This window comes from Kitasatospora herbaricolor (genome assembly GCF_030813695.1).
Lineage (GTDB): Bacteria > Actinomycetota > Actinomycetes > Streptomycetales > Streptomycetaceae > Kitasatospora > Kitasatospora herbaricolor.
Map to the genome: position 1 here is coordinate 7,033,517 of NZ_JAUSVA010000002.1, position 24,798 is coordinate 7,058,314.

Below are 24,798 nucleotides of genomic sequence, written 5' to 3' on the forward strand. Positions count from 1 at the left end.
TATACACATAACCCTCTCGTCGTACCAACGTGGTGTCAGGTAGTGAACATCCGAAGCACGTTCGACGGATCCTCCTGCACCGCTCCGCAGCCGGCGGAACGGCCGGCCGGGCGATCCGACCGGCCGTTCCACCTCCCGCCTCCTCCCGCCCTCGCGGACAGCCCGGTGATCAGCCCGGCTGCCCCACCAGGGCGCCGATCCGGGCCGCCGCCGTCCCCAGCCCGGTCGGGCCGGTGAAGCTCACGCCGGACAGCTCCGGCAGGCCCTGGTGGCGCAACGCCTCCTCCTGGTAACGGAAGCAGCCGAAGTGCCAGTTGAGGATGCCGGCCATCCAGTCCTGGAGTTCGCGCACATAGCCGTCCAGGACCGCCCTGGCCTCCAGGCTGAGCTTGAAGTCGTCGTACAGAACGGGCAGTTCGTGCGCGACGACGTGCTGGAACTGCCGCATCCGGGAGTTCATCAGGTCGTCCACGATCGCGAGCGCGGTCGGGTAGTCGCAGTCGAAGAAGTTCTGCACCACGAGGACGCCGTTGTGCACCTCGCCCTCGTACTCGATCTCCTTCTGGTACGAGAACACGTCGTTGATCAGGCAGGCGTAGTCCGCGGCCGAGTTCTCCAGCGAGCGCAGCGGCCCGCTGCGGTAGATCTCCGGCGGCACCTGCCGGCCGTGCGCGAGCCGGCACAGACTCATCGTCAGGTCGGAGCCGAAGGTCTTGCGGCGCATCTCCAGGTAGTCCACCGGATCGGGGATCCGGTTCTGCGCCTGGTTGGCCAGCTCCCAGAGCCAGCTCTCGGTCATCTCCTCCACCGAGGTGCGGAACTTCCGCCGGGCGTCCGGCGCCATCGGCCCGGCGGTCCTGGTCCACAGGTCGGCCAGGCCGCGCTCCAGGGCGTTGGCCGGGGCCGGGGCGGCGGCGCCGTCCAGCGGCATGAACAGCGAGAGCCGGGCGTTGCAGGCCTTGGCGCCCAGCAGGTCGTGGCGGCGGCCGTAGACCACCGGGTAGTAGTCGTCCCCGTAGGTGCCCCAGGCCAGCCAGGCCGAGGTCAGGTCGAGTTCGGCGAGGGTGGCGTCCGGGTGGATGCCGGCCGCGCAGAGCGGGAGGTCGATGTCGGCGGCCCGCTTCTCGTCCCAGACGTGCGAGCCGGGGATGCCGGGCTGCGGCTGGAGCAGGCCCGTCCGGCGGCACCAGTCGACGGTGTTGCGCCGGGAGGCCTCCAGGTGCGGGCTCAGCCGCAGCGCGAACGGCATCCGGAAGTCCGGCAGCAGGGACGGCCCGACCGGCCGGTGCGGCACGTGCGAGAAGCTGCGGGCCCGGCCCGGGCCGACCATCGCACCCAGGCGGGTGAGGTCCAGGGCCGAGGTCCCGAGCGACCCCGCGCCGTACGGCGACCAGCCGGTGGGCGCCGTGCCGGAGCCGCCGCCGTTCATGTACCGGCTGGAGCGCATGTGCCACTCGTGGCCGCCCGACTGCCAGTCCTGCAGGCCCTTGACGTACGCCAGCACCCGGGCGCAGTCCTGCGGGTCGAGGCCGTGCTCGGCGAAGAGCGGGGCCAGCTCGGTCACGACGGTGTTCTCGAACTGGTGCAGGCGCGAGGTGAGCAGCTCGTTGACCGCGTCGGCGGCCTCCTGGGTGGTGCAGCCGAGGAAGGTCTCCAGGACCAGGACGCCGTTGCTGCGCTCGCCCTCCTCCTCGGTCTCCCGCTGGTAGGAGAACAGGTCGTTGCGCAGGTGCACGCCGTCCGAGAAGGTGTCCTTGAGGACCCGCATCGGCCGGGAGGCGGCGATCACGGCCGGCACCTCGGCGCCCACCGCGTGCTCGATCAGGCCCGCCGACCAGGGCGCGCCGCCGACCTTGCGGCGCATCTCGATGTACTCGACCGGGTTGGGCGTGCGGCCGGCGTTGATGTTCGAGAGCTCCCAGAGCGACTCGTTCAGCAGGTGCTCGGTGCTCTCCGCGAACCGGGCCCGCCAGTCGGCGGACATGCTGGGCACCGTCCTGGCCCAGAGGTCCGCGAGCCCGGCCTCCACCGGGTTGGTGGGGGCGGGCACCTCGGCGCCGAGGTCCAGCGGCATGAAGGCCGGCAGACGGTCCAGGTAGGCCTTGCCGCCCTCGCGGTCCTGGGAGCGCTTGAAGATCTCCAGGAAGTGGTCGTCGAAGAAGAAGACCCACACGTACCAGTCGGTCACCAGGGCGAGTTCCTCGGCCGAGGCGTCCGGGTGGGTGTAGGCGCAGAGCAGGGCGTAGTCGTGCGAGTCGAGGTCGTGCTCCTCCCAGATGCCGGAGCCCTCCACCATGCCCATCGAGCGGGCCCAGGCCTTGGTGTGGGTGCGGGCGTGCTCCAGGTGCGGGTTGAGCCGGGCGGGGTGGGGGAGGTAGAAGGCCGGCAGCTGGAAGGGCTGCGCGGGTGCGGATTTCGCGGGAGCGGACTTCCCGGGCCCGGCTGGTGCGGTGTCGGCTCCGGCGGATCCGGCAGGTCCGGGAAACGGTGCGCCGGGAAAAAGGCCGGGAATGCCCGTACTCGGAGTGGCGAGGCCGGGAATCCCCGCGCCCGGAGCGGCGAGCTGGGGAATCACCCTGCCGGGAATCGCCCCGCCCCCATGCGTGATGCCCACAATCGCCGGGGCGGAATGCGCCGGTCGGTCGGGCGCCACCCGCGGGTGCGGCAGGGAGGGAATGCCGGGCCGGGGACCGGTGAGGCCCGGCCCCGGGAGGCCGGGACCACCGGGAACCGGGAGGCCGGGGCCCGGCGGGCCGGTGACGGCGAGGTGCGGATTCGTCTGATCGGGCTGCTTCATGGGTGCCGTTTCTGATGCCGTGTCATCCGTTCGGCTCAGCATTACCCGGGCCCCCGAAGGCGTATCCGGCGACAGGAACAGTCATATCAGCGGACAAGGATGGGGCCCCGCGGAAAGCGGGGCCCCATCAGGTCGAACAGGTCGGAATCAGTGCCGGCACACCGGACGGGCGTACGAGGAGATCAGTACGGGCGTACGAGGAAGTGCGCCGCGCCCGGGATGCCGACCTTCAGCAGCTCGTCCTCCTCGGGCGTGGTGGCGGTACCGGTCTCCTGCTTGAGGATCGCCCGGGACAGGCTCTGCACCCACATCGCGCGCGGGCGGCGGCGGGCCTCCCAGGCGGCCAGCGCCCCGGCCACGTCCGGTGCCGTGTCCAGGCTCTCGGCCAGCACCAGCGCGTCCTCCACGGCCATCGCGGCGCCCTGGGCGAGGTGCGGCGTGCTGGCGTGCGCGGCGTCGCCGGCCAGCACCACCCGGCCGACGTACCAGGCGTCCTCGACGGTGACCTGGGAGATCCGCGAGTACACCACCGCGGCCGGGTCGGTGACGTGGGTCAGGGCCGTGGCCACCGGGCCGGCGAAGGAGGCGAGGCGCTCGGCGAGCTGCTCGTGGGCGCGCTCAGGGTCCGGCCGGAAGTCCTCGGCCTCGGCGAACACCGTGCCCAGGTACATGGTGTCGTCGGTGATGGGGGTCAGCAGCGCCTTGGCGTTCAGGTTGCCGGCGCTCATCACCACACCCCGCACCTCGGGGTCGCGCGGCACGGTGACCCGCCAGTTGGCGAAGCCGGTGTACTCGGGCTCGAAGCGGTCCCCGTACAGGCGCTTGCGCAGCGGCGAGCCGATCCCGTCGAAGCCGACCACCAGGTCCCAGCGGCCGGAGCTGCCGTCGGAGAGCGTGACGTCGACGCCCTCGCCGTCGTCGGCCAGCTCGGTGATCGTCGTGCCGAAGCGGATCTTCGCGCCCGCCTCGGCGGCCGCCCGGCCGAGCACCTTCGCCAGCGCCGGGCGGGGGATGCCGTTGTTCGAGGGGGCGTCCGCCATCCGCGGCTGCGGGATCTTGGCGAGGGTGGCGCCGGCCGGGTCGCAGATGGTCAGCACCTCCCACTCGAAGCCCGCCGCCAGGCACTCCTCCAGCACGCCGATCTCGCGCATCACGTGCAGCGCGTTGGAGGGCTGGATGATGCCGACGCCGAGGGCGTCGAGCTCGTCGCGCAGCTCGGCGACGTCGACCTGGTGGCCGCGCCGGGCCAGCGCGGTGGCCAGGGTCAGGCCACCGATGCCGCCGCCGTGGATCAGGACGCGCAGGGGTGAGGACATGACGGGGGTCTCCAAGGGGGGTGGGTCAGCCGACCGGGGCGGCCAGCGGGGCGGGCAGGGTCATCAGGTGGTCGACCAGGGCCAGCAGCAGGTCGCGGCCGAAGACCCGTTCGCGGACGTCGCCGAGCAGCAGCGGCACCTGCGGGTCGAGGTCCAGGGCGGACCTGATCTCCTCCGGGGTGCGGGTGTTGCGGCCGTGGAAGCAGTTGATCGCGACGACGAAGGGGATGCCCCGGCTCTCGAAGAAGTCGATCGACGCGAAGCTGCTCTCCACCCGGCGGGTGTCGACGATGACGACGCCGCCGAGCGCACCGTTCACCAGGTCGTTCCACATGAACCAGAAGCGCTCCTGGCCCGGGGTGCCGAAGAGGTACACCACCAGCTCCGAGCTGATGGTGATCCGGCCGAAGTCGAGGGCGACGGTGGTGGTGTCCTTGTTGTCGACGCCGCTCAGGTCGTCGACGCCGATGCTGGCCCGGGTCAGGTACTCCTCGGTGCGCAGCGGCGCGACCTCGCTGAGGGCGCCCACCAGGGTGGTCTTGCCCACGCCGAAGCCGCCCGCGATCAGGATCTTGACGGCGGCGGGCGCCGTCTGGCTGTTCGTCCCGATGGTCATGTTCTTCAGAGTCTCCGGAGTCCTTCGCGAACGGCCGTGAGCAGGCCGAGGTTCACGCCGCCGCCGCCCGCGGCCACCGAGAGCGGTGCGCGGGCGAGCAGCAGGCCCTGGGCGATCAGGTCGCCCAGCAGGATCTTGGTCACCGAGATCGGCAGGTTGAGACCGGCGGCCACCTCGGCCACCGCGGCCGGGCGGCGGCAGCGGTCCAGGATGAGTCGGTGCTCGGGCTGGAGCCCGCGCGGGGTCCGGCCGGCTCGGCCGAACTCCGCGCGGGGGCCGTCCTGGACGGTCGTCAGCACGGTGATGAGGGTGAGGTCGTCGCGCTCGGGCGAGGTCCGGCCCCGGGTGATGGTGTAGGGGCGCACCATCGTGCCCGTCAGGTCGTCGTCGTCCTCCTCCTCGTCGCTCCAGTGCGGCCTCACCCGCGGCCACCCCGGGCGGCGAACGCGTCGAACTCCGAGCGGGCCGGGGTGGTCAGCTTCTGGCCGACCTGCTGGACGAGGGTGTGCATGGCCATCGACATGACCTCGGCGTCGACGTCCTGGGAGGCCACCACCGCGAGGTGGGTGCCCTGGGCGGCCGCGATGATGAACAGCCAGAGGTCGGCGAGCTCGACGATCACCTGGTGGACCTGGCCGCCGTCGAAGAGCTGTCCGACACCGCGGGCCAGGCTCTGCTGGCCGGTGGCGACGGCGGCGAGCCGCTCGGCGTCCGACCGGTCGATGCTGCGGGAGTGGCTGACCACCAGGCCGTCGTCGGAGAGCAGAACGGCGTGCCGGGTGCCGGCCACCGAGTCGACGAGTCCGTCCAGCAGCCAGTCCAGGTCCTGATGGGTGGCTATCGTGCGCGTCATGTCCGGTCTTCCGTCCTAGGGGTGTTGGGATCCGTCAGCGATCCGTCCCACGGGGACGGGCTCGGTGCGGGAACTGCGGGGTGCTGCTGGTTTCCGGTCTCCTCGCCCTGGCCGCGCGCGGCCCGGGACTGTCGCTGGAAGGCGCCGATGGCGGCCCCGGACCGGCGTGGTGCCGGCCTGCGGAAGACGTCCTCGACGGGTGGCGGGGGCTGCGCGGGCAGGCCCTGCCCGGGCGGCGGCAGCCGGAGTTCGGCGGCCAGGTGGGCCTGCCGGACCCGGCGCGGCAGCGGCTTCTCGTCGGCGGTCAGCGCCTCGCCGGACTGCCCGCCGTGGCCGTACGCGTCGGGCGGCGAGGCCCAGGAGGGCCGGGCCGCCGGCCGGTCGTGCCCGGTGGGGGCGTGCTCGGCGTACGGGTGGGTGGTGCCGTGGTGACCGTCGTCGGCGTACCCGGCGACCGGCGCGGCGGGCTCCGGGAGGCCGAACGCGGACGCCGGGGCGGCCTCGCCCGGGAAGGCGTCCGCCGGGTACCCGGCCACGGGGAAGCCGTCGGTGGGGAAGCCCGGGACGGGCAGCCCGGGTGTCACCGGCCGGTCCGTCCTGAACCGGTCGCCCGGGAAGCCGTCGCCCGGGAAGCCGTCCGCAGCCAGCGCGTCCGCACCGAAGCCGTCCCTCCCGAAGCCGTCCGCGCCGAAGCCGGCGGCCTGGCGGCCGCGGCGCGGGTGGTCGGCGCCGGAGTACTGGGCCTCGGCGAACTCGGCCTCGGCGTAGGTGGGTTCGGCGAAGCCGGGTTCGCGGTGGTCGGCGCCCGGCAGTTCCGGCAGCGGCAGCACGGTGGCCGTCGGCTCCGGCAGCGCCGCCGGGACGCCGGCCAGCGCCCGGCCGCGGTTGCGGGAGGGCAGCGGGATCGGCTCGACGGGTGCGGCGTTCTCGTGCTCCGGGTTGCCGTCCGAGACCAGCTCGGCCGGGACGAGCACGACGACCCGGGTGCCACCGAAGGCGGACGGGCGGAACTCCACCCGCAGGCCGGAGTTGGCCGCGAGCCGGGCCACCACGTAGAAGCCGAGGCGGATGTCGTCGGCCTTGGCCAGTACGTCCATCCGGGGCGGCCGGCTCATCAGCTCGTTGGCCGCGGCGAACTGCTCCGGGTCCATGCCCAGGCCGCGGTCCTCGATCTCGATGGCCAGGCCGCGTCCGACCACGGCGGCCCGCACCTCGACCGGCGTGGGCGGCCGGGAGAAGGTGGCGGCGTTCTCCATCAGCTCGGCGAGCACGTGGGCGACCGGGCCGACCGCGCGCTCGGACAGCCACGGGCTGCCCTCCACGTCCAGCATGATCCGGCGGTAGTCCTGCACCTCGCCCTGGGCGGAGCGGAGCACGTCGAGCAGCGGGACGGGCTTGCGCCAGCGGCGCTGGGGCTGGCCGCCGGCGAGGATCACCAGGTTCTCCTCGTAGCGGCGCAGCCGGGCGGTCAGGTGGTCGAGGTCGAAGAGGCCCTCCAGGACCTCCGGGTCCTCGTGCCGGCGCTCCAGCTCGTCCAGCTTCTTGAGCTGGAGGCCGATCAGCAGCTGGGTGCGGCGGGCGATCCGCTGGAGCAGCCGCTCGAAGCCGCGGTACTGGTCGGCCTGCCGGACGGCGGTCTCCAGGGCACTGGTGCGCGCCAGGTTGAGCGCGTGGCCGAGCTGGCCGAGCTCGTCCGTCCCGGTGGCGTCGCGCTGCTCGCCGACGGCCCGGCTCTCGGCCTCCACGTCGACCTGCTCGCCGCGGCCGAGGCGTTCCACCACCTCGGGCAGGGTGCGCTCCAACTCCTCCGCCTGGCCCTGCAGATCGAGGATCCGGCGGCGCAGCGAGCGGGTCAGCCGCCAGGTGGTGATGATCACCGCGACCACCGCGAGCAGGCCGACCAGGCTGGTCAGCGCGACCTTGACGAGCAGCGCGATGATGCTCGACTTGCCGACCTCCACCACACCGGCGGTACGGGTCTCCATCAGCTTCACCAGCTGCGGGTTGACCTGGTCGACGGCCTGGCGCCACTGCTCCTGGAGCGGCGGGAGCTTGACCCCGCCGCTCGCGTCGGTGGCGGCCGGGCGCATCAGCGCCTGCTCGACGGTGGCCTTCGCCTGCCAGGCGGCGCTGTTGGTCAGCGCCTGCCAGGCAGGGGCCTCGGCGGCCGGCAGGTACGGGGTGATCTTCGTGGTGAGCAGGAACGACTGGTTGCCGATGGACTGCTGGACCAGCTGGAGCTCCAGGGTGCTGAGCTTGCCGCTCGGCCAGCCGCGGGCCAGCACGGCGTCCTCGCGGGCGAGCATCTCCTTGGCCCAGAAGGCGTCGACCAGGGCCCGGGAGATGTACGTCATCTCACCGTTGTCCACGTGGCTGAGCGCGGTGAACAGCGAGAGGTCCACCGAGATGAGGTCGGTGTAGTAGCTGAACACCGCCTGCTGGTCGGCCGAGCCGCGGTCGATCATGGCGCGCTGCGCGGGCAGCTGCGTCATCGCCTGGCGGGCCTGGAACACCGCCGACCGGACCTCGGGCGGGGCGTCCGCGGCGACGTCCTCGGAGAGCGCCTGGAAGGTCCGGACGGCCTCGTCGGTCAGCTGGCGCTGGCGGCGCAGGGCCTCGGTGGAGGCGCCCGGGTCGACCAGTGCCTCGGCGCTCAGCCGGCGCTCCTCCTGGAGGTTGTAGTACACGATGTTGGACGGCTGTCCGGCCTTCTGGGCCAGCAGGCCCTGCCCGGCCTGCCGCTGGAAGTCGAAGACGGTCTGGCCGCTGGTCACCGCCCAGAGCGCGGCGAGTGCGAGGCCCGGGACCACCGCCAGGACGAGGAGCGCCGTTCGCAGGGACAGCCTCGGGGGCTTCTTTCCGGCTCTGCCGCCCCTGGGGCTCGGCGGCCCGGCGGCCGCCCCCTGACCAGGTGAAGCGGTCCGCCGATTGGCACGCGCGCGCAGAGCATTCTCCTCGGGGATGGCGGTAGGCCCGTCGGGACGACCGTCTGGAGTATGGCTTTTGACGAAGCGATACTAGTCATACTGTGTTACGGGAGTGAAAGTGAGCCCGTCCTATGGACGTCGGGCGGGCATAGCCCGAGGTGACCTTCACGGTTCGTGCACGACGTCCGGACCGGTCAACTGCACCGGCCCGGACCGATGTACATGACGGGCGGCGCCGGCACCCGCGGGCCGGGCAGCGGCGCCCGTGCAGCGGCGACGGCGGAACGACGTCCCGTCCTGGCGTCAGAACCGTTGCCCGGAACCGGCCCTGGCCGGGTGTCAGCGGGAGCGCGAACCCTCGGCCGGGCGCTCCCCGCTCCGGCGTCGACCGTCCCCCGGCGGGTGGCCGGGGGCCCTGCCCGGCCCGCCCGAAGAGACGCACCGGGCCTCCGTGCGGGCATCGCCGCCACCCCGTCCCCCGGCGGCCCCGCGGGCGTGGACGTCGTGGACGGTCGACAGCCGTGGCGCACGCCGGAACCGGCCGGATCAGGGCCGCCGGGGACACCCGGATCGACACCCGCGCGCAGTAGGGTTGACGTACCGAGGACGTTGCGGACGCCGGCATCCGGACCGGCGTCGCCCCCGGACAGTCACCCGGTTCGTCGAGAGCCGGAGACGGGCACGCCATGGCCACCGACCGCACCTTCCCGTACCCGATCTTCCAGGCGCCCGGCCTGCTCGGCCCGGTGGACCGCCGCGGCGCGCGGTTCACCCTCGACCCCGCGCTCTCCCACAGCGGCATGTTCGACGGTGCCTGGTGGCCGCGCTCGCGCGAGCTGGCACGCGAACTGCCCGCCCTGATCATGGCGCTGCGCCGCCGGGTCGGCCCGATCCTGCACGTCGGCGTGGAGCGGACGGCCTGGAACACCGTGCCGGACCGGATCACCGTCGACGGGCGGGTGGTGCGCGTCAACTGCTTCTCCTCCAGCGTCCACACCATCGGCGTGGGCGGCGGTCACCAGGACCACTTCCTGCTGCTGGTCGTCCCGCCGCGGACCCGGCCGACCGTGGCCCGCACCGCGATGGCCGCGGCGGCCGCCCCCGGCAACAGCACCCTGGCCGCCCGGGTCCTCACCGCCGCCTCCCTGGCCCGGCCCGCCGCGGCCGCCCGTGGCAGCAGGCGCAACGCCACCGCGAGCTGGCCGCCCCCGTGGCCGCCGCCGTGGCCGGTCCCGCTGCCGCCCGGGCCGCAGCCGCTGCCGCCGTTGCCGCAACCGGGCGGCTGACCGGCGGGCGGCCCCGGGCGGGCGGCCGGGCGGGTCCGGTCAGCGCCCCGGCCCGGCCCCGTCGGTGCCGAGGCGCTCGACGGCGACCAGCGCGGCGTCGTCCCCGAGGTGCCCGCCGGCGTGCGCGAGCAGGTCGCGGCGCAGCTGTGCGAGCAGTGCGGCCGGGTGCTCCCGGGTCCAGCGGCCGATCCGCTCGTCGAGGGGGTAGAAGTTCCGCCCCGCGTCGCGGGCCTCGATCACGCCGTCGGTGTACATCAGCAGCCGGTCGCCGGGCCCGAACGGGAAGACCTCCACCCGGTAGCCGTCCGGGGCGAGGTCGCCGAGGCCGAGCGGCGGGGCGGGCCGGGGGGCGGTGAGCGTGGTGACCGTGCCCCGGCGCAGCAGCAGCGGCGGCGGGTGGCCGCAGTCGACCATCCGGACCTCGGCGCCGTCGTCCGGGATGTCGAGGATCACCGCGGTGATGAAGGACTCGCCCGGGTCCCCGCCCCCGGCGGGCTGGGCGAGGTCCCAGCGGAGGCTGCCGTCCAGGTAGGTGGCCAGCTCGGGCAGGGTGGAGTGCAGGTGCGCCGCCGCCCGGAAGGCACCCAGCAGCAGGGCGGCGTCCCCGAGCGAGGCCAGCCCCTTGCCGCGGACGTCGCCGACCAGCAGCCGGGTGCCGGTGGGGGTCCGGGCGACGGCGTAGAGGTCCCCGCCGATCTGGGCCTCGGCCTCGGCGGCCAGGTAGACCGAGGCCAGCCGCAGCGGTCCGATCCGCTCGGGCAGCGGGCGCAGCAGGACCCGCTGCGCGGCCTCGGAGACCGAGCGCACCTGGTGCAGCTCCCGCTCGTGCCTGGCGCGCAGCACGCGCAGCAGCACGATGAAGGCCGACACCCCGACCAGGGCGGCGACCTGCGCCAGGTGGTTGGCGGTGGTCAGCCCGTCCCGGAGCAGGCCGATCAGGACCTGCGCGCCGACCGCCAGCAGCGCGGCCACGGTGGTGGCGAGCACCCCGCCGAAGGATGCGGCGAGTGCGGGGGCGACGATCAGCAGCGGCCCCAGGTGGATCTGCGGCGGGGCGAGGATGTCGACGACGGTGATGGCCACGATCAGCGCGAGCGGGATCACCTGCAGTGCGCGGCCGGGCCGCCACCACCCCTGAGGTCCGGGAGAGCTCCGCAGCGGGTACACGTCTCCTCTGTACACCGGGCCCGTGCGGGGCGCCACGCGGCTCGCACGGGCCCGGCCCGCCGCGGTTCGCCGGGCGGGCTGCGGGTCGGGCGGACGGTGGGTCAGTCGGCCGCGCCGTAGCGGGCCAGGTAGTCGGCGAACCGCGCGACGTCCTCGTCGTCCCAGTCGGTGAACCGCTCGGTGAAGGAGAGCCGCCGCTGCTCGGCGGCCTCCCGCAGCAGCGTCAGCCCGGCCTCGGTGGGCCGCAGGATCTGGCCACGCTGGTCGTCCGGGTCCGCCTCCCGGACGAGCAGCCCGAGCTTCTCCAGCGCGCCGACCTGCCGGCTCACCGTCGACTTGTCGAGCATGAAGTAGGAGGCGACGTCGGCGGCCCGGCAGCCGCCGCGCTCGTTCATCAGGTCCAGGATGCTGTAGGTGACCAGCGAGAGGTCGGGGTGGAGCTGCGAGGCCTTGTGCCGGGCCCGCCGGGCGAAGGCGGTCAGCTCCCGCTGGATGGTGTCGATCGACGACTCGCGGCCGCTCACGGGCACCTCCTCGGCTTCGGGCGGACCGGCTGCCCGGTGCCGCTGACATGGTGTTGCACAGTACAACGCCGGACGGGATCGGGCCTGCTCAGGGGGCCGGTCGCCAGGCGCGGGCGGCGGCGATCCGGCGCACCGCGCCGGGGTGGGTGGCGAAGAGCAGCTCCAGCACCCGCGGCGGGTCCACGTCGGACACGTTGGCCACCGCCAGCCTGCGCTGCATGGCGATGAACCGTTCACGGTCGCCGGTCAGCTCCAGCGCGTGCCGGTCCGCGCGCGCTTCCACCCGCCGGCTGACCGCGCACTGCGCCGGGCCGGCCAGCGCGCCGATCAGCGCCGCGCAGGCGGCCATCAGCGGCAGCACCCGCGGATCGGCGGCGGACCCGGCGTCGGCCGCCGAGAGCAGCGGCTGCCAGCCGGTCAGCAGCCCCAGCGCGCAGACCGCGCCGGCCGCCCCGAGCGCGCCGAGCAGCGTCCCCGTCAGCACGTCCCGGGCCTTCACATGGCCCAGCTCGTGCGCCACCACCAACTCCACCTCGCCCGGGTCGGCGGTGCTCAGCAGGGTGTCGTAGGCCACGATCCGGCGGGTGGCGCCGAGACCGGAGACGTACGCGTTGAGCGCGGTCGTCCGGCGGGAGGCGTCGGCCACCAGCACGTCGCGCACCCGGACCCCGTCGCGGGCCGCCAGGGCCAGCAGGGCCTCCCGCTGCGGTCCGGGCGGCATCGGCGCGAAGCGGTTGAACACCGGCTCGACCACCAACGGGAACAGGAAGGACAGTGCGGCGGTCAGCAGCGCGGCGCCGGCCGCCGCCGGGATCCACCAGCGGTCGGGGGAGCGCTCGGTCAGGGCGAACAGGACGAACACCACGGGCAGCGCCAGTACCAGCGACAACGCCAGACCGCGCAGCGCGTCGGCGGCCCAGCCGCCCCAGCCCTGGGTGACCAGCCCGTACCCGCGGCGCACCGCGGTGACCCGGGCGCCGAAGGGCAGCGCGACGGCCTGGCCGAGCAGCACCAGGACGGCGGTGCCGGCCAGCACGGTGGCCGTCCGCCCGCCGCCGAACGGCCCGCCGGCCGCCGTCACCAGGCCGGCCCCGGCCGGGGTGAGGCCCAGCACCAGCGACAGGGCCAGGCCGGCCAGCCGCCCGCCGATCGCCCAGGGGGACTGCGCGCGGCGCAGCGCCCGCCCGCGGGCCCGCTCGGCGGGGGTGAAGTCGTCCGCCCCCGGTGCGGGGTCGGTGCCCGGTCCGGGGCCGGTGTCCGTGTCCGTGCGCATTCCACTCCCCGGGCTCGTGGGCCGGCAGCTGCCTGCTCCAGGATCGCGCACCGGCGGGGGCGCGCGCACCGCCGCGTCCGGCCCGGTCCGCTCGCGGGTGGGGCGCGCCGGGCCCGCGGGCGCCGTGCGGCGGCGCGGGCACCGGGTCCGCCCCGGTCGATGTGGACGCGGGGTGAAGGGCGCGAGGCCGGGTGGCGTAGTCTGTCCGCGCTCTTGCCGACCCCCGGGGGGACCTCCATGCGCCGCGTCGCGCCCGTGCTCGCACTGCTGCTCACGCTCGCCCCGGTGGCCGCCTGCGGACCTGACGACCCGCCCCGCGGCAGCGCGGCGCCGGCCCGGCCGCTTCCCACCGGAACCACGGCGACGTCGGCCTCCCCGACCGGCACGCCCCGGCCGGAGGGCGTGATCACGGTGGCCTTCGCCGGTGACGTCCACTTCGAGGGCCGGACCGAGAGCCGCCTGGCCGTCGCCGCGCCCGAGCACGCGCTGGGCCAGATCTCGCAGACCCTCTCCGAGGCCGACCTCGCCGTGCTCAACCTGGAGACCGCGATCACCGGCCGCGGCACGCCCGAGCCCAAGCTCTACACCTTCCGCACCTCGCCGAAGGCCCTGGACGCGCTGAAGGACTCCGGCGTCGACGTCGTCTCGCTGGCCAACAACCACGCGGTGGACTACGGCGCCGACGGCCTGACCGACACCCTGGCCGCCAAGGACGCCTCGCCGATCCCGGTGGTCGGTCTCGGCCGCAACGCCAAGGAGGCCTACGCCCCCTACCTGACGACCGTCCGCGGGGTGAAGGTCGCGGTGGTGGCCGCCAGTCAGGTCGAGGACCTCACCAACCAGAAGTGGCGGGCCGGCGCGACCAAGCCCGGCATAGCCTCGGCGCTGGACGTCCCGGCGCTGCTGAAGGCCGTCGAGCAGGCGAAGAAGCAGGCCCCCGTGGTGATCGTCTACCTGCACTGGGGGGACGAGGGCAAGGCCTGCCCGACCACCGCGCAGACCGGGATCGCCAAGAAGCTCGCCACCGCCGGCGCCACCGCCGTGGTCGGCACCCACGCCCACACCATGCTGGGCTCAGGCATGCTCGGCAACACCTACGTCGGCTACGGCTTCGGCAACTTCCTCTGGTACGGCACCTCCGACTACCCGTTCTCCGACGAGACCGGGGTCACCACGCTGACCCTGACCGCGGCCGGCAAGGTCACCGGAGAGAGCTTCACCCCGGCGCTGGTGGACGACGCCGGGGTGCCGCAGCCGCAGACCGGCGTGGCCGCCACCGCCGCCCTCAAGCGCCGCGACGGCCTGCGCGGCTGCACCGGGCTGGCCGCCGCCCCGGTCGCCGCGACCCCTTAGGGCGGCGGACCCGGGCGCGTACGGACGCGGTGGCTCAGGCCGTACGGGCGTGGTGGCGCTGGGTCGCTGCGGGCGGGGCCGGCGGCTCAGGCCGTACGGGCGCGCAGGGCCCGGTCGAGCTGCCGGTCGAGCTCGGCGGGATCGGCTGGTCCGCGGACCAGCAGGGCCCGGTAGTAGAGCGGCGCGAGCAGGGCGTCCAGCAGGGCGGCGGCCTCCTCGCCATCGACGGCGGCCCGCGGGTCCAGCTCCGCCAGGCAGGCGCGGACCCGCTCGGTGTCCCGGGCGCGCAGTTCGCGCAGGAAGCCGTCGTGCAGCAGCTCCGCCGTCCGGGCGTTGAGCTGGGCGTGGCCGACGAGGGCCTGCAGCACCCGGCCGGCCGGCGCCTCGGCCAGGAAGGCCGCGAACCGGTGCAGGTAGCCCCGCAGCTCGGTGACCGTGTACCCGGCGCCCCCGGCCGGCTCCGGCCAGGCCAGCGCCTCCTCGGCGTCCAGCACCAGGTTGTCGTACAGGATGTCGACCTTGGACTTCCACCAGCGGTAGATCGTCTGTTTGGCGACACCGGCCCGGGCGGCGATGCCCTCGATGGTCAGGCCCTCGAAGCCGCGCTCCACCAGCAGGTCGTCGGCGGCGTTCAGGACGGCGAGGCGGGCGGCCTCGTTGCGGCGCGGCCCGCTGCTGGGCTGTTCGGCGGCGGCGGGGCCGGCCGGCCTGGTGGCGGCGATGGCGCTGGGGTCCTTCCGGGCGGCTGCGGGCCGGCCGTCACGCCGGTGGCGGGGGCCGTGATCGGCGCCCATCCTCTCACGGTGCACCGGGCCGGCCTCCTGGCGCGCCGGGTGCCGGGAGGCCGTGGGGCGCTCACCGGGCGGTCCGCCCGGCGCGCGGGAGGCCCACCGCGACACCGGCCGCGAGCAACGCGACCAGCCCGCTGAAGATCACCCCGGCGGTGCGCAGCCCGGCCAGCTGGATCAGCACGCCGACGCCGATGACGGGCACCGAGAGCATCGAGTACAGGATCGCGAAGAAGGTGGAGACGGCCTCGCCGCGGCGCTGCGGCGGGGTGCCTTCGTTGATCACGCCGAGACCGTTGCCGACCGCGATCCCGGTGGCCAGGCCGTTCACGGCGGCGCCCGCCACCAGGGGCGCGGCGGACTCGGCGAGCAGGGCGGTGGCGATCAGGGCGGCGGCCAGCACCAGGCCGGCGCAGGCCATGGGCAGGGCCCGCCGCGGCGGCAGCACCCGGGTGGCGAACTGGCCGAGCGCGGTGCAGGTGAAGGCGAGAAAGACGACCAGTCCGGTCAGCGCGTGGTTGGTGAGGTGCAGGAGGCCGCCCAGGAAGAGGCCGGTGACGGCGGTGAGCACGCCGAGCACGGCGAAACCGGAGCCCGCGGTGAGCGCGGCCCGCAGGAAGGCGCCGCGGATCCCGGCCGGCACCCGCAGGGCCTGCAGGCGCAGGGTGGGACGGGTGCGCTCCCGCACGCTCTCCGGTACCAGGACGAGGGCGGGCAGGGCGGCGGCCAGCAGGATCAGCGTGACCGTCCAGGGCAGCCGCAGCGGCGAGCCGGCCCACTGGGCGAGCACGCCGGAGATCAGGGTGCCGGCGGCCAGGCCGCCCATGTTGGCGGCGATGGCGACGCTCTGGGCCCGGGCCCGGCCGTCCGGGGGCGCCAGGTCGAGCAGGGCGGCGGTGGCGCTGCCGGTGATCAGCGCGGCGGAGAGCCCGGACAGCACGCGGGCGGCCAGGATCCAGGCCAGGCCGTCGGCTGCCAGGAAGAGGCCGGCGGCGCCCGTGGCGAGCAGCAGGGCGACGGCGATCACCGGGCGGCGGCCGATCTCGTCGGAGAGCCGCCCGAGGACGAGCAGTCCGACGACCACGCCCAGCGCGTAGACCGCGAAGATCACCGTGACCATCAGTGCGGAGAAGCCGAATTCCCGCTGGTAGAGCGGGTAGAGCGGGGTCGGCACGGTGGTGCCGGTCATGGTGGCCCAGAAGGCGTAGGCCAGGGCGGGCCGGGCCGCGGCGCCGGCGCGGAACCGCCCGCCGATGCGGTCACGGAGGCCGGTGCGGGCTCCGGGCGGGCTGTCGGTGGTGGTCATCCGGGCGACTCCTCAAGCTGGACGCAACGGTGCGTTGCGCCAGAAGCTAACACTGGACGCAACGTTGCGTCTACCTTTGTTCCGCTCCGCCCGGCACCCTGCCGGACGCCGGCCGGACCGCACCCGCCCGCCCTGTCCAGCCTCGCGCGTACCGGCCGACGCCGCCGCCCGGATGTGGTCTGCTGGAAGGCAGGAGTCCCGCCGCACCCCGGGAGGAACGCCCGTGCCGCACCGTCGCCGCACCGGACCGGCCCGCGCCGCCGCCCTGCTGGCCGCCGCGCTGCTGCCGGCGGCCACGGCCTGCACCGGGCTCAGCCCGGCCCCCGTCACCAACCCGGGTGCCACCGACGCCGTCCAGGTGCGCGCCACCGTCGCGCAGGACCTCGACACCCCCTGGGGCATCGCGCTGCTCCCCGGCGGCGACCTGCTGGTCGGCTCCCGGGACACCGGCCGGATCGCCCGGATCGCCGCCGCCGGCGGCGCGAAGACCGACCTCGGGGCCGTCCCCGGCGTGGCGGCCGGCGGCGAGGGCGGCCTGCTCGGCCTCGCCCTGTCGCCGTCCTACGCCACCGACCACCTGGTCTACGCGTACCTCACCACCGCCACCGACAACCGCATCGTCCGCCTCCGGTACGACCCCGCCGGGCCGGCCGGCGGCCAGCTCGGCGCCCCGCAGGAGATCCTGACCGGCATCCCCAAGGGCACCTACCACGACGGCGGCCGGATCGCCTTCGGCCCGGACGGCATGCTGTACGCGGGGGCCGGCGACAGCGGCCAGGGTGGGGCGATCGCCCAGGACACCGGCTCGCTCGGCGGCAAGATCCTCCGGATGACGCCCGAGGGCGCCCCCGCCCCCGGCAACCCCTTCCCCGGGTCGGTGGTCTACTCCTACGGCCACCGCAACGTCCAAGGGCTCGCCTGGGATCCCCAAGGGCGGCTCTGGGCCTCGGAGTTCGGCCAGAACACCTGGGACGAGCTGAACCTGATCCGGCCCGGCGGCAACTACGGTTGGCCGGTCGTCGAGGGCACCGGCAACCGCGAGGGCTTCGTCGACCCCGTCGTCACCTGGCACACCGACGCGGCCTCCCCGAGCGGCATCGCCTACGCCGACGGCGCGATCTGGATGGCCGCCCTGCGCGGAACCCGGCTCTGGCGGATCCCGCTCTCCGGCACCACCACCGCCGCGCCGCCGCAGGAGTTCCTGAACGGCGCCTACGGCCGGCTGCGCACCGTCCTCACCGACGGGGACGGCACCCTGCTGCTCAGCACCAGCAACACCGACGGGCGCGGCGACGTACGGCCCGGCGACGACCGCGTCCTGCGCCTGCGGGTGCAAGCCCCCTGACCTGCCCGGCCGCCACCGGCCGCCCGATCCGGGACCTGGCCGACCCGTTGTCAGTACGCCCCGCTACGTTCCTCCCATCACACACCAGCAGCTGGGAGGAGCGCGGCCGTGGCATGGGTTCAAGCGGGGGCGGGCGGCTATGAAGTCGCGCTGGACGCCGAGGGGAAGGTGATCTGCCGCAACGCGGCGGGCCGCCTGTTGAAAGCCGTCCCGCCCAAGCTCGGTGACGATCCGGTCGTCACCGGACTGCGCCAGCTCACCGAGTGGCTCACCGCGCACCGGGCCGGCTGCCTGGCCGACGTGGAGCGCTGGATGGTCCGCTCGCTGCCGGTGCCGGCCGCGGTCGTCACCGCCGTCTGGGCCGACGAGGCCTGGCAGGAGGTGCTCCGCGACCTCGTGGTGACCGGCGCGGACGGCGAGGTCGCGGGGTTCCTGCGCGGCGCCGACCCCGAGCGCGGCCTCGGCCTGGTCGACCTGGACGGCGACACCGTCCGGCTGACCGCCGCCGAGATCCGCATACCGCACCCCGTCCTGCTCGAAGACCTCGACGACCTGCGGGAGTTCGCCGTCGAGCTCGGTGTCGACCAGCAGGTCCAGCAGCTCTACCGCGAGGTGTGGCACCGCCCGCTGGGCCAGGACCTCACCGCCACCTCCGTCGACACCTACGCCGGCGGCCGCTACAAGGAGCTGCGCGAACTCCTCGGCCGCTGCGCGCGGCTGGGCTACCGGGTGCGCGGCGGCTGCGCCGTCGTCCCGGTGGTCGAGGCCGGCCGGCAGCTGGAGGCCCGGCTCTGGGTCGGCGACTACTACGAGTACGACGCCTGCGAGACCGGGTCGCTCAGCTGGACCGGCACCGACGGCAGGACCCTGCCGGTCGGCGAGGTCGGTCCGGTGGCCTGGTCGGAGGGCATGCGGATGGCAGCCGGGCTGTACGCCGGGCGCACGATCGAAGGGGAGGAGACGGCATGAGCGCCGATCACAGCGGGACGAGCGGGTACGAGGGGCTGCTCGAAGCCGGGGCCGTGCTGCCCGCGGGCACCCTGGCGGGAGCGGGCCGGCCCGGCAGCGCCGCCGACGTCCTCACCGCCCGCAGCTACGCCCACCCCGTCCTCGGCGAGCGGCGCGTGGTGCGCCTGGTGCCCGCGATGCTCGGCCCCGCCGAGGACCTCGCCGCCGACTTCCTGGGCCTCGCCCCGGCGGCCGCCCCGGTCGAGGTCGGCGAGGTCCGCCAGGAGGCGCTCGGCTTCCCCGCCTGGGCCCTCGTCCACGACCCGGCCAACGGCCACCACGCGCTCGCCCTGGTCAAGGAGATGGAGCGGCTCGCCCGGCAGGCCAAGTCCAAGCCGGGCAACGCCAAGGAGGGCTTCGAGGCGCTCGCCGTCCGGCTCGGCCGCGCGGTGCCGCAGTTCCTGCCGACCTACTGCGAGGAGGTCGGCCGGATCTTCCTGGAGCAGGGCAACCAGACCTACGCCGGCACCTTCTTCGGCAAGGCCCGCGAGGCCGAGCGCACCCACGGCCTGGAGATCGACGAGGAGCGCCTGCGCGCCGTCTTCCTGGAGTTCGCGCTGGCCGGAGCCCTCACCGTCAAGGCGCTCCGCCAGTACGTCAAGGAGCTCGCCGGCCGGCTCGACCCCGGCACCGCCTGGCAGCGCTTCCGCCAGCTGTGCACCGAGCGCTCGGCGGCCGGCATGGCCCCGTACGCCGGTGTCGCCGAGGACGCCCGCTCGCTGATCAGGGCCGCCGGCCTCGACCGCGCCGAGCACGAGCAGGCCCTGCTCGCCGAACTCCTCGCCTCGCCCGCCGTCGACCGCGCCCCCGGCGCCTTCTGGAAGTCCTGGCACGGCGCGCTGATCGAGCTCGCCAGACGGGACGAGGCCGTCCGCGCCCGGCTGCTGGAGATCCTGCCCAACCCCTCCGGCTCCGAGGACAAGGGCGAGGGCGACCGCGCCTGGCTCGCCGTCCTCGCCGAGAGCGGCGCCGAACAACTGCTCACCGGTCCCCGCCCGGCCGGCGCCGAGCCCGCCGCCGCCTGGCTCCAGCGCTGGTCGGCCCACCTCGGCCGCGGCTGGCGCACCCGCGAATCCTGCGCCGCCACCGTCGCCCTGGCCGGCCGGATGGCCGAGCGCCTGCGCGCCGACGGCGTCCCCGTCGACCTGCTGGCCGACCGGCGCCGCCGCAGCGCCACCGAACTCAACCTGCTGGACCTGCTGCTCGCCGAGCGGGTGCCCGTCGCCGCACCGCCCGAGGACCTCAGCCTCGACCTGAGCGGCTGGGTGAGCGCCGGCGGCCCCGGGCGCCGTGACCTCGCCGCCGTCGCCGCCGACCCCCGGCTGCGCCCGGCCCTCAAGGCCGCCACCCCCGGCGTGTGGACCGGACGCACCGACACCGACGCCGGCCGGGCCGTGGCGAGCGCGCCGGTGCTGCGCGAACTCTTCGTCGAATGGGCCGACGACCGCGCCGACGAACTGCTCGCCGCCCGCGGCCTGACCGGCGCCCAGGACCTGCTGCTCGCCCTGCGCCCGCACCAGGGCGCCCTGACGGCCGCCAACCCGGCCGCCGCCGAGCGGATCGCCGGCCTCGACGTCGCCGCCCTGCTCGGCCGCGCCCTGCGCACCGGCATCGCCGACGAACTCGGCTGGCCCGCCCTCGACGAGGGCCTGCGCCTGCTCGGTGTGGAGGAGAGCGCCGTCCCCGGCCTCGGCAAGGGCAAGGCCGGCCTGGAGGGCCTGCTGATCGACAACGCCTGGCCGCAGCTGATCCTGGCCCGCGGCGACAAGGCCGTGGTGGTAGGCCCGCAGGGCGTCCTGCTGGAGCACCAGTTGCGCGTCCCGGACAAGCTGGAGCACTGGCAGCGCCCGCGCTTCCGTTACACCGACGGTGAGTTGCTGGTCGTCTGGTACCACGAGGGCAAGCAGCGCGCCTACTGGTCCAACCGGCCCGCCGAGGTCTTCCACCTCGAAGGTGAATGGATCTCCGGCTACTACCACGGCGGCGGCGACATCGCGCCGGCCTCCGTCCCGCTGCCCGGCGGCGGCCGGGCCAGCGGCGGCCGCGCCCTGCACGCCGGGGACACCGTCCTGCCCACCGAGGAGCGGCTGTTCAGCGACGGCACCGGCTACTGGACCGTCCGGCGCGCCGCCGGGCGGACCGTCCTGACCGAGCACGACCCGGCCACCGGCGCGGCCGGCCGCGACTCGCTGCCGCCGCTGTTCGCCGCCGGCGAGTCGGCCGGCGAACTCCAGCCCGCGCAGTCCCGGCTGTTCCCGCTGCAGCCCGGCCTGGAGGACACCCCGCTCGGCACCGACGGCACCGTCCTCGGCAGCTGGGTCCGCACCACCGCCGAACGGCTCACCGTCACCGGCCCGGACGGCCGCACCGCCGTGCTGCCCGGCCGGGGCAGCCGCCTCACCCGCCCCCCGGTCGGCCTGCTGCGGCTGCCCGCCGAGGCCGAGGCGCTGCTCGTCGAGGAGTCCGACGGCCTCTCGCTCAGCCTCCCCGACGGCGGCGCGACCCGCGCCGACCGGACGACCGAACTCAAGCCCGGCAAGCCCGGCGGCCTGGCCGCGGCCGGCACCGCGCTCGTCCCGCCGGCCGACCACTGGCACGCCCTGCGCCCGCGTGACGAGCAGTCCTCCAAGGCCCTGCGCCGGGTCACCGACGCCCAGGCCGCCGAACTCATCGACGCGGCCTGGCCGGTGAACCTCGAACCGGTGGCCGAGAAGGACCAGCGCTGGCTCACCGTGCAGGGCGTGCGGCGCCCGCTCGCCACCGAGAAGCGCGCCCGGTCGCGGGTGCCCGTGACGGCGGTCGCCGCCGTCCTGCCCGAGATCGGCCACCCGCTGCTGGCGGCCGGCGTGGCCGGCCTCGCCCGGATCGCCACCGACACCCTGGAGCGGGCCGCCCGCTTCGTCCCGCAGCCCGAGGCCGAGGCCCGTCGCGAGCCCGGCACCCGGCCGGCCCCCGCGGCCTACCGCCCCGAGCACGGCCGCGACCACGAACTGCGCGAGGCCGTCGGCGCCGTGCTGCCCGGTGTCAGCGGCTTCGGCAACTCCTGGAACAGCGACGGCACCTGGCACGTCCTGGGCAACCTGCGGACGATCGCCGCCCTGCTCGCCGCGGGCGCCCCGGGCTCCGACCCGACCAGCGCCGCGGGACAGGCCGTCGAAGGGCAGGCCGCCACCTGGACCACCGACCCCGAGCGGATCGCCCTGACCGGCGACAGCTCCTACTACGGCTGGGTCCAACTGCTCGGCCGAACCGGCCCGCTCGCCCTGGCGGCGGCCGGCCCGGCGACCACCCCGGAGCGCCGCGCCTCGCTCGCCCTGCTGATCACCGAACTCAACGGCGGCGGCCTCGCCGGACGGGGCGCCACCCTGCGCGAGGTCACCCTCAGCGAGGCCCTCGACCCGGCCCGCAAGCGGGACGGGCACACCAAGCGGATCGGCCAGGTGCTGCGCCACGGCGACCGCACCGTCGTCGTCCTCGCCTGCTACCGCCACACCGACGACCAGGTGCACTGGCTGGCCCTGGACCACGACCCGGCCGGCGGGTTCGGGCCGGTCGACCGATTCGGCATCCACCACGAGCGCCGTTTCGAGGAGCCGCTCCCCGCCGACTGGACGACCCGCTTCACCGCCCTGCTGCGCGAGCACGGCGGCTACCCCTGGCAGCCCGGCCCGGCCGCCGCCTTCGGGGAGGCCACCGGCATCGGCGCCAACCGCGCCACCCTGCTGCTCAGCGCCCCGCCCGGCCTCTTCCAGTGGTACGGCAGCTTCCTGGACGCCGCCCTGCTCAAGCAGTTCGGCCTCCGCTCCACCGAGGCCGCCGCGGCCCGCGGCTGGCTCCGTTCGGTCGGCAGCGACGACCTGTACGCGGTCTGGACGGCGCTGCTGCCCGCCGACCCCGCCCGGCTCTGGAGCGACGGCCCCGACGCCGCCGCCGGCGCCGAGGAGTGGCTGCGCCGGATCGGACGCGTCGTCACCCTGCCCGCCGCCGCCCAGTCCACCGTCAGCGGCACCACCATCCAGGCCGTCGAGGCGATGCTCAACCCCGGGCGCACCGCCTGGCTCACCCGCACCACCCGCCAGCGGCTGCGCACCGTCCAGAACAGCACCGAGACGCAGCTCACCGCCGAGGACCCGAGCGCCGTCCCCGGCCGCAACGAGATCTCCGGAGCGGTCGAGGCGCTGCGCTGGCTCGCCTACCACCTGCCGTACGGGGACGAGCTGCGCCCGCACCTGCCGCTCGCCCTGGCCGCCCTGCGCAGCCGGCTCGCCGACCCGGGCCTGCTGCTCGACTACGACCTGACGCACACCGTCAAGGGCGAGCCGCTCGCCCCCGTGCTGCGCACCCACGCCGGGCTCCCCGAGCAGGGCGGCGCCGGCGCCGACGGGCTGGTCGCCTGCGGGGACGCCCTGGTGCTGGCCCCGGGACGGGCCGTCGAGACGGCCTACCTCCGCCCGTCCGGGCTGAGCGGCGTGGACGACCCGGTGTTCGACCTGATCGGCGGTCTCTCCGTGGGCTACTGGTTCCAGACCGAGGGCCCGGCCCTGCGGGCGGTGCTGGGCGACGAGCTGCGCCGGCTGGTCGAGGACGGCGCCGGTACGGCGGCCGGCTGGGCGCAGGACCCGCAGCTCAGCGTGCCCGCGCTGGTCACCGAGGCGGCCGAGGCGCTCGGCCTGGGACAGGACGCCGCCGTGCTCTACCTCCAGCTGCTCGCCCTGCCCGACCCCACCGACCGCAACGTCGCCCGCTGGACGGGCTGGAAGCCCGCCCGGCTGAAGAAGGCCCGCGCCGAACTCGCCGCCACCGACCTGGTGCTGAAGGCCCAGCGGGCCCGGGCCGGCCGCAGCCTCTTCCTGCCCGGCGGCTGGCAGGAGGCCCGCACCCCCGGGCTGCCGGCCGAGACCTGGAAGTCCGGCCTCTACGAGCTGCCGCACGGCCACGCGGTGCTGCCGCACCACCCCGTCCCCGAACTGTTCGCCCGCGCCTGGCAGCGCGTCCGTGACGGGGACACCCCCGGATACGAAGAACTCCGCACCAACAAGCGCAAGAAGGGCCGCCGATGAGCACCGCCGTCACCGAGACCGACCCCGGCACGGGCACCGCCCCCGCCGCCGTCCCCGCCGACCGCCAGGTCGTCCCGCCGGAGGAGAGGTACGCCGCCGAGCTGGAGTTCCTCGCCGCCCACGACAGCGGCCCCCGCCCGCCCGGCTGGCGGCTCACCCCGCGCGCGGTCGTCACCTTCGTGCTGGGCAGCGACGGCGAGAAGCTGAAGGCCGGGCGGCGTGGCCTGGTGATCGAGCAGAAGTTCGTCGGCGACCGCGCCCTGGTCGAGCGCTGCGTGGTCACCCTGGCGGGCGAGCGCGGCCTGCTGCTGGTCGGTGAGCCCGGCACCGCCAAGTCGATGCTCTCCGAACTGCTCGCCGCGGCCGTCTGCGGCACCAGCGCGCTGACCGTCCAGGGCACCGCCGGCACCACCGAGGACCAGCTCAAGTACGGCTGGAACTACGCCCTGCTGCTGGCCAAGGGCCCCAGCCGGGACGCCCTGGTGCCGTCCCCCGTGCTCACCGCGATGACGGCCGGCGCGGTGGCCCGGGTCGAGGAGGTCACCCGCTGCCTGCCCGAGGTGCAGGACGCGCTGGTCTCGCTGCTCTCGGAGCGCCGGATCGCGGTGCCCGAGCTGGCCGGCACCCCGGACGGGCAGTTGCACGCCGCCGCCGGGTTCACCCTGATCGCCACCGCCAACCTGCGGGACAAGGGCGTCTCGGAGATGTCCGCCGCGCTCAAGCGCCGGTTCAACTTCGAGACGGTCGGCCCGATCGGCAGCCTCGCCGCCGAGGTCGAGCTGGTGCGCCGGCGGTCCACCGCCGCCGTCGCCCGGGCCGGCGCCGCCTACGCCGTGGACGACGCCGTGCTGGAGGCCCTGGTCACCGCCTTCCGCGACCTGCGCACCGGCCGCTCCACCGAGGGCTGGGACGTCGAGCGGCCGTCGACGGTGATGAGCACCGCCGAGGCCGTCTCGGTGGCCACCGCCCTCGGCGTCTCCGCCGCCTACCTGCCCGGCACGGGCGACCTGCTCGGCCGGCTGCCCGGCCAGCTGATCGGCGTGGTCCGCAAGGACGACCCGGCCGACGCCGCCCGGCTGCTCGGCTACTGGGACGGCCCGGTCCGCCGCCGGGCCGAGCAGGGCGCCGCCACCTGGCGCACCCTGTGGGACCTGCGCTCGGCACTGGAGGACTGAACGC

At 75.3% G+C, this 24,798-nt stretch carries 17 protein-coding genes; 6 read left to right on the plus strand and 11 right to left on the minus strand.

Going from position 1 to position 24,798, the window contains the following annotated elements; genetic code table 11:
* Positions 1 to 169: 169 nt before the first annotated feature.
* The 6 genes from J2S46_RS30610 to J2S46_RS30635 form a co-directional block, all read right to left on the minus strand.
* The gene (locus J2S46_RS30610; RefSeq protein WP_191288272.1) at positions 170 to 2,389 is read right to left on the minus strand and encodes a family 2 encapsulin nanocompartment cargo protein terpene cyclase; all 2,220 of its coding nucleotides are present in this window, start codon (positions 2,387 to 2,389) and stop codon (positions 170 to 172) included.
* 590 nt (positions 2,390 to 2,979) lie between these two features.
* Positions 2,980 to 4,113, minus strand: coding sequence for an FAD-dependent monooxygenase (locus J2S46_RS30615; RefSeq protein ID WP_191287803.1), 1,134 nt, complete (start codon positions 4,111 to 4,113; stop codon positions 2,980 to 2,982).
* A 25-nt stretch (positions 4,114 to 4,138) separates the two neighbouring features.
* Positions 4,139 to 4,729, minus strand: a complete 591-nt coding sequence (locus J2S46_RS30620; protein ID WP_190211970.1) for a GTP-binding protein — start codon at positions 4,727 to 4,729, stop codon at positions 4,139 to 4,141.
* Between the two features lie 5 nt (positions 4,730 to 4,734).
* Complete coding sequence (locus J2S46_RS30625; RefSeq protein WP_370882262.1) at positions 4,735 to 5,151, minus strand: DUF742 domain-containing protein; 417 nt, start codon at positions 5,149 to 5,151, stop codon at positions 4,735 to 4,737.
* The gene (locus tag J2S46_RS30630; protein ID WP_073922754.1) at positions 5,148 to 5,582 is read right to left on the minus strand and encodes a roadblock/LC7 domain-containing protein; all 435 of its coding nucleotides are present in this window, start codon (positions 5,580 to 5,582) and stop codon (positions 5,148 to 5,150) included. The genes J2S46_RS30625 and J2S46_RS30630 overlap by 4 nt, the downstream gene beginning before the upstream one ends.
* On the minus strand, positions 5,579 to 8,392 hold the full coding sequence (locus J2S46_RS30635) for a sensor histidine kinase (RefSeq protein WP_229911956.1): 2,814 nt from the start codon (positions 8,390 to 8,392) through the stop codon (positions 5,579 to 5,581). The genes J2S46_RS30630 and J2S46_RS30635 overlap by 4 nt, the downstream gene beginning before the upstream one ends.
* An 803-nt stretch (positions 8,393 to 9,195) precedes the next feature.
* Here J2S46_RS30635 and J2S46_RS30640 point away from each other — a divergent pair.
* Entirely contained in the window at positions 9,196 to 9,795 is a 600-nt protein-coding gene (locus J2S46_RS30640; RefSeq protein ID WP_191287804.1) for a DUF5994 family protein, read from the plus strand.
* 39 nt (positions 9,796 to 9,834) lie between these two features.
* Here J2S46_RS30640 and J2S46_RS30645 read toward each other — a convergent pair whose 3' ends face one another.
* From J2S46_RS30645 to J2S46_RS30655, 3 genes are all read right to left on the minus strand, one after another.
* Positions 9,835 to 10,962, minus strand: coding sequence for a PP2C family protein-serine/threonine phosphatase (locus tag J2S46_RS30645; protein WP_370882263.1), 1,128 nt, complete (start codon positions 10,960 to 10,962; stop codon positions 9,835 to 9,837).
* A gap of 101 nt (positions 10,963 to 11,063) precedes the next feature.
* Positions 11,064 to 11,486 carry a MarR family winged helix-turn-helix transcriptional regulator gene (locus tag J2S46_RS30650; protein ID WP_073922751.1) on the minus strand — a complete coding sequence of 141 codons (423 nt, stop codon included), beginning with the start codon at positions 11,484 to 11,486 and terminating at the stop codon, positions 11,064 to 11,066.
* A gap of 88 nt (positions 11,487 to 11,574) precedes the next feature.
* Positions 11,575 to 12,759 (minus strand): M48 family metallopeptidase, encoded by a 1,185-nt coding sequence (locus J2S46_RS30655; RefSeq protein WP_191287805.1) that lies wholly within the window; start codon positions 12,757 to 12,759, stop codon positions 11,575 to 11,577.
* A 237-nt stretch (positions 12,760 to 12,996) separates the two neighbouring features.
* Here J2S46_RS30655 and J2S46_RS30660 point away from each other — a divergent pair, with 237 nt between their 5' ends.
* Entirely contained in the window at positions 12,997 to 14,112 is a 1,116-nt protein-coding gene (locus J2S46_RS30660) for a CapA family protein (protein WP_229911965.1), read from the plus strand.
* An 86-nt stretch (positions 14,113 to 14,198) separates the two neighbouring features.
* Here the strand turns inward: J2S46_RS30660 and J2S46_RS30665 are convergent, their stop codons facing one another.
* The gene (locus J2S46_RS30665; RefSeq protein WP_191287807.1) at positions 14,199 to 14,906 is read right to left on the minus strand and encodes a TetR/AcrR family transcriptional regulator; all 708 of its coding nucleotides are present in this window, start codon (positions 14,904 to 14,906) and stop codon (positions 14,199 to 14,201) included.
* A gap of 61 nt (positions 14,907 to 14,967) precedes the next feature.
* On the minus strand, positions 14,968 to 16,206 hold the full coding sequence (locus J2S46_RS30670) for an MFS transporter (RefSeq protein ID WP_191287808.1): 1,239 nt from the start codon (positions 16,204 to 16,206) through the stop codon (positions 14,968 to 14,970).
* Between the two features lie 223 nt (positions 16,207 to 16,429).
* Between J2S46_RS30670 and J2S46_RS30675 the strand changes: the two genes are divergently transcribed.
* The 4 genes from J2S46_RS30675 to J2S46_RS30690 all read left to right on the plus strand — a co-directional run bounded on the left by J2S46_RS30675 (position 16,430) and on the right by J2S46_RS30690 (position 24,794).
* A complete protein-coding gene (locus tag J2S46_RS30675) occupies positions 16,430 to 17,551 on the plus strand; it encodes a PQQ-dependent sugar dehydrogenase (protein WP_229911967.1) in 1,122 nt (373 codons plus the stop codon).
* Positions 17,552 to 17,659: 108 nt separating this feature from the next.
* Positions 17,660 to 18,520, plus strand: coding sequence for a DUF4132 domain-containing protein (locus J2S46_RS30680; RefSeq protein WP_191287810.1), 861 nt, complete (start codon positions 17,660 to 17,662; stop codon positions 18,518 to 18,520).
* Positions 18,517 to 23,619: a hypothetical protein gene (locus J2S46_RS30685; RefSeq protein WP_191287811.1), complete on the plus strand. Its 5,103-nt coding sequence runs from the start codon at positions 18,517 to 18,519 to the stop codon at positions 23,617 to 23,619. The genes J2S46_RS30680 and J2S46_RS30685 overlap by 4 nt, the downstream gene beginning before the upstream one ends.
* Positions 23,616 to 24,794 (plus strand): ATP-binding protein, encoded by a 1,179-nt coding sequence (locus tag J2S46_RS30690; RefSeq protein ID WP_191287812.1) that lies wholly within the window; start codon positions 23,616 to 23,618, stop codon positions 24,792 to 24,794. The genes J2S46_RS30685 and J2S46_RS30690 overlap by 4 nt, the downstream gene beginning before the upstream one ends.
* Positions 24,795 to 24,798 lie beyond the last annotated feature (4 nt).